This window comes from Bradyrhizobium sp. Crot121 (assembly GCF_059512385.1).
In genome coordinates, this window is sequence record NZ_JCAMOR010000152.1 from 1 (window position 1) to 8322 (window position 8322).

12 protein-coding genes and 1 pseudogene are annotated in these 8322 nt (G+C 61.4%); 7 read left to right on the plus strand and 6 right to left on the minus strand.

The genetic code is table 11. The features are described from left to right. The first annotated feature begins 817 nt into the window (after window positions 1-817). The 3 genes from AC5ZGW_RS44635 (at window position 818) to AC5ZGW_RS44645 (ending at window position 2255) form a co-directional block, all read left to right on the plus strand. Window positions 818-1177 carry a hypothetical protein gene (locus AC5ZGW_RS44635; protein WP_130230967.1) on the plus strand — a complete coding sequence of 120 codons (360 nt, stop codon included), beginning with the start codon at window positions 818-820 and terminating at the stop codon, window positions 1175-1177. Between the two features lie 199 nt (window positions 1178-1376). Next, on the plus strand, window positions 1377-1544 hold the full coding sequence (locus AC5ZGW_RS44640) for a hypothetical protein (protein ID WP_165435622.1): 168 nt from the start codon (window positions 1377-1379) through the stop codon (window positions 1542-1544). A 474-nt stretch (window positions 1545-2018) separates the two neighbouring features. Continuing rightward, window positions 2019-2255: a hypothetical protein gene (locus AC5ZGW_RS44645; RefSeq protein ID WP_130230964.1), complete on the plus strand. Its 237-nt coding sequence runs from the start codon at window positions 2019-2021 to the stop codon at window positions 2253-2255. Between the two features lie 107 nt (window positions 2256-2362). On the opposite strand, the gene AC5ZGW_RS44650 is transcribed toward AC5ZGW_RS44645, so the two are convergent. Beyond that, on the minus strand, window positions 2363-2605 hold the full coding sequence (locus AC5ZGW_RS44650; protein ID WP_028165833.1) for a hypothetical protein: 243 nt from the start codon (window positions 2603-2605) through the stop codon (window positions 2363-2365). A gap of 419 nt (window positions 2606-3024) precedes the next feature. Continuing rightward, a complete protein-coding gene (locus AC5ZGW_RS44655) occupies window positions 3025-3876 on the minus strand; it encodes a DUF2306 domain-containing protein (protein WP_245475140.1) in 852 nt (283 codons plus the stop codon). A gap of 195 nt (window positions 3877-4071) precedes the next feature. On the opposite strand from AC5ZGW_RS44655, the gene AC5ZGW_RS44660 reads away from it, so the two are divergent. Then, entirely contained in the window at window positions 4072-4251 is a 180-nt protein-coding gene (locus tag AC5ZGW_RS44660; RefSeq protein WP_245475139.1) for a hypothetical protein, read from the plus strand. A gap of 142 nt (window positions 4252-4393) precedes the next feature. Next, entirely contained in the window at window positions 4394-5650 is a 1257-nt protein-coding gene (serA, locus tag AC5ZGW_RS44665; RefSeq protein ID WP_130230952.1) for a phosphoglycerate dehydrogenase, read from the plus strand. Between the two features lie 8 nt (window positions 5651-5658). On the opposite strand, the gene AC5ZGW_RS44670 is transcribed toward serA, so the two are convergent. Next, the gene (locus AC5ZGW_RS44670) at window positions 5659-5826 is read right to left on the minus strand and encodes a hypothetical protein (protein WP_165435621.1); all 168 of its coding nucleotides are present in this window, start codon (window positions 5824-5826) and stop codon (window positions 5659-5661) included. Between the two features lie 11 nt (window positions 5827-5837). After that, complete coding sequence (locus AC5ZGW_RS44675; RefSeq protein ID WP_130230950.1) at window positions 5838-6068, minus strand: DUF6894 family protein; 231 nt, start codon at window positions 6066-6068, stop codon at window positions 5838-5840. 447 nt (window positions 6069-6515) lie between these two features. Here AC5ZGW_RS44675 and AC5ZGW_RS44680 point away from each other — a divergent pair, with 447 nt between their 5' ends. Both AC5ZGW_RS44680 and AC5ZGW_RS44685 read left to right on the plus strand, forming a co-directional pair. Next, window positions 6516-6797, plus strand: coding sequence for a hypothetical protein (locus tag AC5ZGW_RS44680; protein WP_130230948.1), 282 nt, complete (start codon window positions 6516-6518; stop codon window positions 6795-6797). 164 nt (window positions 6798-6961) lie between these two features. Further along, window positions 6962-7231 (plus strand): DUF2312 domain-containing protein, encoded by a 270-nt coding sequence (locus AC5ZGW_RS44685; protein WP_028165828.1) that lies wholly within the window; start codon window positions 6962-6964, stop codon window positions 7229-7231. A gap of 128 nt (window positions 7232-7359) precedes the next feature. Here the strand turns inward: AC5ZGW_RS44685 and AC5ZGW_RS44690 are convergent, their stop codons facing one another. After that, window positions 7360-8019, minus strand: a complete 660-nt coding sequence (locus tag AC5ZGW_RS44690) for a nitroreductase (protein ID WP_028165827.1) — start codon at window positions 8017-8019, stop codon at window positions 7360-7362. A gap of 4 nt (window positions 8020-8023) precedes the next feature. Beyond that, window positions 8024-8218 (minus strand): annotated as a pseudogene (locus tag AC5ZGW_RS44695) (alpha/beta fold hydrolase); the annotation flags it as partial. Window positions 8219-8322: the final 104 nt, after the last annotated feature.

Sequence of the window (8322 nt, forward strand, 5' to 3'; positions counted from 1 at the left end):
ACCGCACGAAATTACTTCGCTGTCGTCGCTATCGCCGCAACTCTGCTCTGGCTAAGATAACTGTCCACGCGACCTAGAGCATGATCCGGAAAAGTGGGTACCGGTTTTCCGAAAAAGATCATGCTCAAACAAAGAGCGAGAGCGGGATGACGATTCGAAGAAAAGTCATCACGCGCTAGACTCTTGCCTTGACGCGTTCGGGAATTTTCTCTGTCGTCGTCGGGAAAATTTCCCTCGCATGCGGCGCTTTAATCAGGTTGCCGACGTCCATCGGCGCGATAAGATTCGAAACGCTACATCCCGCGCCTTGAATTTATCCATTGCGTGCGGATTCTTACCCAATGAACTTCAACCCCGCCTTCCATTCGTGGAGGCGGGGTTTTTCTTCGGCGCGCTTCGGCAGCCCGCAACAGCGTCCCGGCTACGCCAAAGGGGCTTCGCCGCGGCGCGCAAGCCCGGCACGACGAAGCTTTCCGCTGTCATCGTCCGCCACCGGGTCGGCCGAATGGCCGCCCGATGACAGGCTCCGGCGGACGATCCAGTATTCCAGAGGCGGTTGAGTTTGAGCCGAAAGGCCGCCGGATACTGGATGCCCCGCCTTCGCGGGGCATGACGCGTTCGCGTTCTCACGGCGTGAATTGCCCGACCTTTGCGTTCGTTTCACCCTCCTCGAAACGCAGAGGGCGTAGGGAAAGCCGGGTGCCGGTTGCACCCATCCATAGCGCCGCGGAACTTCACGGCGCGTTGACTGAAAGGTCGGAACGGCGCCCGTGTTCCGCAGTTGGGCCTCCGAAGGGGCACCATTGGAGGAGGACCGATGAAGAAGCTCGCATTGTTGAGTGCCGCCGCGGTGTTGGGGACGACGTTCGCTACCCCGTTGATGGCGCAGGGAGTCACGCAGGAACCCGGTTCGATCGGGTTCAACTATCCGAATTCGCGCTACATGACGGGCAGCTATGGCGTCGGTACGCCCTATAACACCGGCCGTTATCCCCGTATGGGTTACTATTATCGACCGGTCTACTACGGACCCGTCTATCACCGACCTTATTACGGGCCGGGTCCAGGCGCGGTCGCTGCCGGCGTCGTCGGTGGCGCGATCGGTACCGCAGCCGCGATCGCCGCTGCGCCGTTCGAGCCGTATGATTCCTACGCCTATTACTACGATCCTTATTGAGGAACGCAGTAGCGACAGGAGAGCGGCCCACGGGCCGCTTTTTTGTTGCGGCTTCCGCTATGCGCCCGTCGCAACGGCAGAACGGCGTGGGCGCCGTTCCATCAAATCGTCACGTTCCCGGCGAATTGCGGCCAAAACCTGTTGGCTAGTGGCGAAAACCGGGCAAGCACAAACATGGGAAAAGAAATTGTCCTACAAAATGATCGCAGAACGCGACAACGAGAAAGTCAAGGTCGAACGCCAGAGCTCATTGATCATCGTTGCCAAGGCACGCGTCTTCGCCAGCGCCGGCTGGCAGGTCGTGATCACGGACAAAGAGGGGAAGTTGTACGCTCCGGCGGAGTTCGATCAATTGTTAGCGGCGTGATTTTTCGGATTGCGTGGGGCGATAAGCGTCAGCGTAATCCGTCGATCGGCTGGCTGTGAGTGGCGGATTATGCTGACGCCAATTCGCCCTACCAGTTCTGCTTCATCAATTCAGCAAAACGTGAACGACCGATCGCGGGGCGCGAGACCGCGATGCGCTGACTGTGCGGCTGCGTCAGCGGTTGGTGCGCGGGAAGATCATTTCATTTCGGCGCTCGATTGAGAGCGTCCGTATCGTCGGTTTACCGCCACGGCGAAGCTTCTTCCTAAGACGCATCAAGCAGGGATGCCCCGGCCCCTTTTACGCACACGTCCGCCGTGGCCGATCACGATGATGTTTTTTGGATGATGAGTATCATTCTATTGAACGTGAACGTCTGATCGCCATCTGGAGCCGCGAACGCCACGATGACTTCGAAACGTTGGCGAGAGTTCAAACATGATTTGTTTGGTCAAGTCGAAAGGGGAATAGGCAATGACTAGGTTCAAGCTTTTCAGCGCGGTTGCATTGGTAGCAGCAATGGTCGCGAGTCCGGTGGTCGCGCAGCAGGCGGTCCAGGAGCCTGGCGCGGCGGCGTTCTATCAGAGCCTCGGCGTCGGCTCCCATTCCTACCCGCAGAATGCGCTGGCGTCCTTCGGCCGCGTCGATCTGTCGGCTGCGCCTCCGGCGCGTCATGCGCGCGCGTCCGCGCGGCATCACGTCAGGCACTGACGTAGTGACGAGGTCGGCGAGCATGGGTAAGCCGCCGGCTTCTTCAGTCGAAGGCGGATCGCGCTCTCGCGCCGTCCGCCTTCAAACCGTTTGAAGCGCGCCGTTACTCAAATCCGCCCTGCGGAGCGCCACGCCGGAACGGGATCGAGTGGTGTGCGGTACAGTTCGATATTGTCGGCGTCGGTGACGCGAACCGCGCAGCCTTTCGCTTTCAACTCGGGCTTGACCTGTGAGAGCTCGTTGGCGAGCTGGTCGGCTCTGTCGGAGGCGACGTGCAGGTCCTCGAGAATGATCGAGCCCTGATTCCTGAACTCTTCCCCAACGACGAGATCGAAGCTGTAGCAAGGCATCCGAACCACTCCTGTTTCGGTATGCACTGCATGGTAGCACTGAGTCGTTGGTTCCCTAATACGACCAACGCACAATGGTTAAGCGTCGCGCGAGAACGGTGTGCAGCGATGCCCGAATGCATCACACGGCTCGTCCCGCGATGAAATGTTCCGTAGTTTTCCGGTGGCCCGCTGGCCGCAAACTGTGATCCAGGCCACTTTTGCCTTGTTAGGACTTTATTAAACTTATCGGCGTCCCCTTAAAGGCACGGGAATTTGTGGCGGAACCGGATCCGGGAGCCGGCAGCTACAAGAGAAGGCCGGCGGCGTAACGCCCGCCGGTCTTTTCTCTGCACTGGCGGCGAAGGAGCCGAGCTACGAAGTAAGACAGCAATCCTGCTTCTTCTGGCGATGAGCGGCCGCCGTGCTCCATCACAGGATCAGAGAAGCCTTTGCACAATCCTCGGTCCCCAGTGCAAGGCCGTGAAGTAGTACGTGCTTACTGCGATGAACGCTGCGGCGATGCCCATGCAAATCGCCGCTCCGATTTTGACGTGAGCAGCAGAGCGCAGCTCGCGCGCGCGAATGAACGCCTCGGCAACAATCAGATTGGGAATGTAGAAAAAGAAAGCCATCACGACGTCAAAGCCCCCATCGAAAGTCGGCGTGTGGCCCATGTTGTGGCCGAGCAATGCCCAGAATCCGTAGTCCATCCGGTAGAGCCAGGATCCGATCACCAGTGCAAACAGCCGGATCGCCCAGGCGCGATGCTGCTCGAAGCGTTTGCCTCGCGCATGACAGAACGTTGTGACGGCGGCGATGGCCGTGAGCGCGCCATAGGTGCTGAAACCGATATTCATGGGTGTCCCGCCGATCGTGCCCTGCACGGCGATAAAAGCGAGCCCGCCCAAGCCGGCCATGAGTGCTGACAATGCATAGAGCCGGCCGACCCACCGGTGAAACGCCGGTGCTCTTGCCCGCACGGCGCTGATCAGTTGCAACGGCCCGAGCAGCAGCAGCACCGTGCCGGCCGCAAAATGCAGCCCGATACCCATTGTTGCCAGCAGCGAATGCGGATCGTGAAGGCGCGGCAGATCCCGGTTCCACTGATCAAGATTTCCATCCACCAGCGCGCCAAGATAGATCGCAACGATATAGAGGCCGAAGATGGCCGCGCTGATCCAGACGGCAGCCACAAGGGCGGTCATCGTCCATCGCAACGCCGCCGCGCCGACGGCATTGGCGCCGATCGAGCTGCTTTGCTGCCGATCAAGTTCGAATTGCAAGGACACTGCGATAGCTCAGCATAAGTTTGACGCGCGACGAACAGGATTTGGAGCTGATTGAGGCATTGGGATGACTGCAAGGCTCGGAGCCTGGTCGATGACGTTACCGATGTAATTCGAACGCATGTGATCGATCGAGCGCAACTTTCGTGGTCTCCAGCGCGTTGTGCAAGCATGACAGCTCAGCAAACTCTGCATCCCATGATGAACTTTGACCCGTCCGAGCCCGCGATCCTGCATGACCGCGCCACGGACGAGATTGTTACCTGGATCGGCGACGAAGCCGACGACTTCCGCCGCACCAGCAACGCGCGCGCCGACGGGGCGGTTGCGTGGCGGGAGTTCGTGTTCGACGGATGGGGGAATGTGCTGGGCGGGTGAGGGTCGGCGGAGTTGGTGGCGGGCGTGCAGCGCCAATCGCGGATAGCGGTTGCCTCGGGCGGCAAGGGCGGATATCCGTCCGCTCCTCCGGGCCAGACCAAATTCCGACGATCGGCCCGGGCAGACCACGAACGGACGACCGATGCCCCTGTCTCTGCCCAAGCAAAAGATCCGCGTCCTGCTGCTGGAAGGCGTGAACGATTCTGCCGTTCGCCTGTTCGACGCCAATGGTTACACCGAGGTCGAGCGTCTGCCGAAGGCGCTCGGCGCCAAGGAGATCAAGCAGGCGCTGTCGGGTGTGCATATGCTGGGCATTCGTTCCAGGACCCAGCTCACCGCCGACGTGATCGAGGCGGCCGATCGGCTGATTGCGGTCGGCTGTTTTTCCGTCGGCACCAACCAGGTCGATCTCGACGCGGCGCGGCGGCTTGGCATCCCAGTGTTCAATGCACCCTATTCCAACACCCGCAGCGTGGCGGAACTCACCATCGCCGAGGTGGTGATGCTGCTCCGAAAGGTGTTCCCGCGCTCGGTCGCGGCGCATGCCGGCGGCTGGGACAAGTCCGCGGAGGGCAGCCGCGAGGTGCGCGGCAAGACGCTCGGCATCGTCGGCTACGGCAATATCGGCTCGCAATTGTCGAATCTCGCGGAAGCCATGGGCATGCGCGTGATCTTCTTCGACCAGACTGACAAGCTCCGCCACGGCAACACCGAGCCGGTCGAGACGCTGGATGAGCTGCTCGCCGCGAGCGACGTGGTCTCCCTGCACGTGCCGGAGACGCCGGCCACTGCCAACATGATCGGCGAGCGTGAATTGCGGCAGATGAGGCAGGGCGCCTACCTCATCAACAACTCGCGCGGCACCGTCGTTGACCTTGATGCCCTGGCCCGGGTGCTCGGCGAGGGCTGGCTCGCCGGCGCGGCCGTCGACGTCTTCCCGGTGGAGCCGGCCTCGAATGCGGACCGCTTCGTCTCGCCGCTGCAGGGCCTTTCCAACGTGATCCTGACCCCGCATGTCGGCGGCTCCACCGAGGAAGCCCAGGATCGCATCGGCGGCGAGGTCGCGCGCAAGCTCATCGACTATTCCGATGTCGGCTCAACGCTCGGCGCGGTCAACTTCCCGCAGGTGCAACTGCCGGCCCGCCCAACTGGCACCCGCTTCATCCACGTGCACCGGAACGTCCCCGGCGTGCTGCGGCAGGTGAACGACGCCGTCTCCCGTCACGGCATCAACATCCTCGCGCAGTACCTGCAGACCGATCCCGAAGTCGGCTATGTCGTGCTCGAGACCGACGTCGTCGGCGGAGAGGGCGAGGGATTGCTGGCGGACTTACGGGCTGTCGACGGCACCATCCGCGTCCGCGTGCTGTACGATCAGAATCGGCCGATGGCGCGGTGAGGGGCTCCCTACGGGGTCTGCTGCTTCGCGCGCCACTTTGGGCCGGGCCCTCGCATGTAGTGAAGCTCGGGCCGGTAGGGATCGCAGACGGCTCCGATCAGCTTGCAGCAGCCGGCGGCGATGATCGCCTTCAGCGCTCGGCGCAGCGGTGTCCATGACGGCTGTGCGGGCGGCACCGGCTCCGGCCTCAATGCGACTTGCCAAGCACTGATGCGAACGGCACGGCGAGGACCTCGTCGCCGAGCTCATCGGTGACGTGCAGGACCCAGCTCCGCCAATCTTCCTCGCTTGGCGTCATGATGAGGGCGCGGACCAGGCCTTCCGCGTGCTCGCGTGCCTCGGCCAGGTCCATGGCGTGGCCGCATTCGTCGATGATGACGTGCTCAGCGTCGGAGCAGTGGAAATACAGTTCAGGCATGTTCCGCCTCCTGCGGCAAGCGACCTCACGGCTTATCGATAGCAGCAGGGATGACGGCTGAGAATCCGGGTGATCCCCCATCGGGAAGTTACGGGGAATGCAGAGGATTCGAATCAAGCCGATGTGATCGGTTCGCTAAACCGCTGCATGAGCTCAGAAAAATGTGAACGGGGTCGTTCTTCTCGCGGCGAGCCACGGCGTTCGCGTGGCCGGGTTTTGCGAACGGAAAATCGTTCTGTCTTGCTGCTCGCTTCTGCAGTTCGAATCTACGACGCGCGCAGATGGCGAAACGAATCGCTCCATGACGCGACGATGACTGTTGCGCATTGATCCCTATCGCGTCGGGAGGTGCGCATCCCCTGCATTGTTGCAATGCAACAATAGGGAATGCCGCAGTGCAACAAGGGACCTATATGCTGGGCAGCGAATCCAGTCAGGAGAATTGCAGTGAAGAAGACTTCCCTAACTCTTGCGGCCCTCGTCGCGATCTCAATGGCGGGTGCCGCTGCCAGCTTCGCTGCGGAGTTGCCGACCTATGAACTCAACGGCCTGCCGATCTCGCAGGTGCAGGTTGGATTGCTGGGAGCGGCCAATGTCCGGGAGCAGTCGCCGGTCGCCACCACAGCGGCTTCTCCGCACCAGCTCAGCGTGCTGACACAGCGACCGAAACTCAAGGCGGCGTCGGCGACACAAAGCGCGACCCAAACCTCCGGTCTCGCGGGCCACTGAGCGCCGCGTCCAAAGCCGCACGAAATGCCAAAAGGCCCGCAACCTCGCGGGCCTTTTTTCTTGATGGCCGCCGCTTGTGGACGGCGGTGAGGCAGGACGGCGGGTTAAGAATTTGGTCATTTCTTTCCGCGCATTTTCACGACCTCATTCAGCAAAGAGGCACCATGTCTGACATCACCATTCCCGGCGGGCGTATTCGTTCCTTCGTCGAGCGGATCGAGAATCTGGACACCGAATTGCAGGAGTTGAACGAGCAGAAGAAGGAAGTCTTCTCGGAAGCCAAGGGCGAAGGCTTCGACGTGAAGATCCTCAAGGAGATCATCAAGCTGCGGAAAGAGGACAAGGACGAGCGCGACGAGCGCGAGAGCCTGCTCGATCTCTACATGCGCGCGATGGAAACCTCGCCGCCGGAAAAGACCGCCAAAGCGGCATGACACGATCAAAGTGACGCGCGTCGGGCGGGTGAACCATCGGGGCTGCGCTTCGCGCGGCCCGATGACAGGCTCCGCGTAACCTGCCGACGTCCGGGCAGCGTATCGCGGCCAATACTGACATGGCGATGTCAGTCGAAGCCGCGGAACGCAACCCAATCGGAGATCGGGTCCCGCCTGGTCCTGAGCGTGTTGATGGGATTTTCGTCCGCGTATCCCAGGCCCATCCCGCAAAACACCATTTCCTCGGCTGGCAGTCCAAGCAGGTCTGCCAGCGTCCGGGGATAGCGCGACCAGTATTCCTGCGCGCAGGTCGACAGTCCATCCTCGACGGCGAGCAGCATCACCGTCTGGATGAACATGCCGAGATCGGCCCATTGCGGAGGGCCGAGCCTGCGGTCGAGGCAGAAGAACAGGCCGACCGGCGCGCCGAATAGTTGTCCGTTCTTCGCCAATTGCTGCAGTCGGCCGGCACGATCTTCCCGGGGAATGCCGATCGTGGTGTAGAGATCCTCTCCACATTCCCAGCGTCGGCGCCGGTACGGGTCCCACAGCGAATTCGGATAGACTTGGTATTCCGGAGGCTCTCCAAGCGGATTGGCAGTTGCGCGGGCCTTGAGTTCGTCAAGCGGGGCGCCCTGAAGCGCATAGACGCGCCATGGCTGGAGATTGCCGCCCGATGGCGCGCGCCTGGCTTTATCGAGCAGCCGCAGGACCTGCTGCTTGGTGACGGGATCGGATTTGAACGATCGAACCGAAATGCGCCGCTCGATAGCTTCCGCAACATTCATGAGATCAACCAAGGAGTTTGGTGAGCGCGTCGGCCACTTCATCCGGCCGCTCGAGTTGCGGATAATGGCCGAGACCGGCAAGCGCGGTCACACGGGCATGCGGTAGCTTCGCGCTTGCGCGTTCGAGAATAGCGCTGCCGGAAATTGGATCGGCAGCGCCATAGACGAAGCCAAGCTTGACGCCGGTCTGCGACAGTGCGGCTTCCCACTGCGGGGAAAGCCTGGACCGGGTCCTAACCGGCTACATAGGTAACAGAATAGACCGGCGACATGGGTAACAGGTCAACTGATCGGCAAGGAGGA

What these genes read in the sequence shown, in the direction of transcription:
- AC5ZGW_RS44635 (WP_130230967.1), top strand. Translation starts at nt 818, where the DNA reads ATGAAGAAGCTCGCATTGTTGAGTGCCGCCGCGGTGTTGGGGACGACG.
- AC5ZGW_RS44640 (WP_165435622.1), top strand. Translation starts at nt 1,377, where the DNA reads ATGATCGCAGAACGCGACAACGAGAAAGTCAAGGTCGAACGCCAGAGC.
- AC5ZGW_RS44645 (WP_130230964.1), top strand. Translation starts at nt 2,019, where the DNA reads ATGACTAGGTTCAAGCTTTTCAGCGCGGTTGCATTGGTAGCAGCAATG.
- AC5ZGW_RS44650 (WP_028165833.1), bottom strand. Translation starts at nt 2,605, where the DNA reads ATGCCTTGCTACAGCTTCGATCTCGTCGTTGGGGAAGAGTTCAGGAAT.
- AC5ZGW_RS44660 (WP_245475139.1), top strand. Translation starts at nt 4,072, where the DNA reads ATGATGAACTTTGACCCGTCCGAGCCCGCGATCCTGCATGACCGCGCC.
- serA (WP_130230952.1), top strand. Translation starts at nt 4,394, where the DNA reads ATGCCCCTGTCTCTGCCCAAGCAAAAGATCCGCGTCCTGCTGCTGGAA.
- AC5ZGW_RS44675 (WP_130230950.1), bottom strand. Translation starts at nt 6,068, where the DNA reads ATGCCTGAACTGTATTTCCACTGCTCCGACGCTGAGCACGTCATCATC.
- AC5ZGW_RS44685 (WP_028165828.1), top strand. Translation starts at nt 6,962, where the DNA reads ATGTCTGACATCACCATTCCCGGCGGGCGTATTCGTTCCTTCGTCGAG.
- AC5ZGW_RS44690 (WP_028165827.1), bottom strand. Translation starts at nt 8,019, where the DNA reads ATGAATGTTGCGGAAGCTATCGAGCGGCGCATTTCGGTTCGATCGTTC.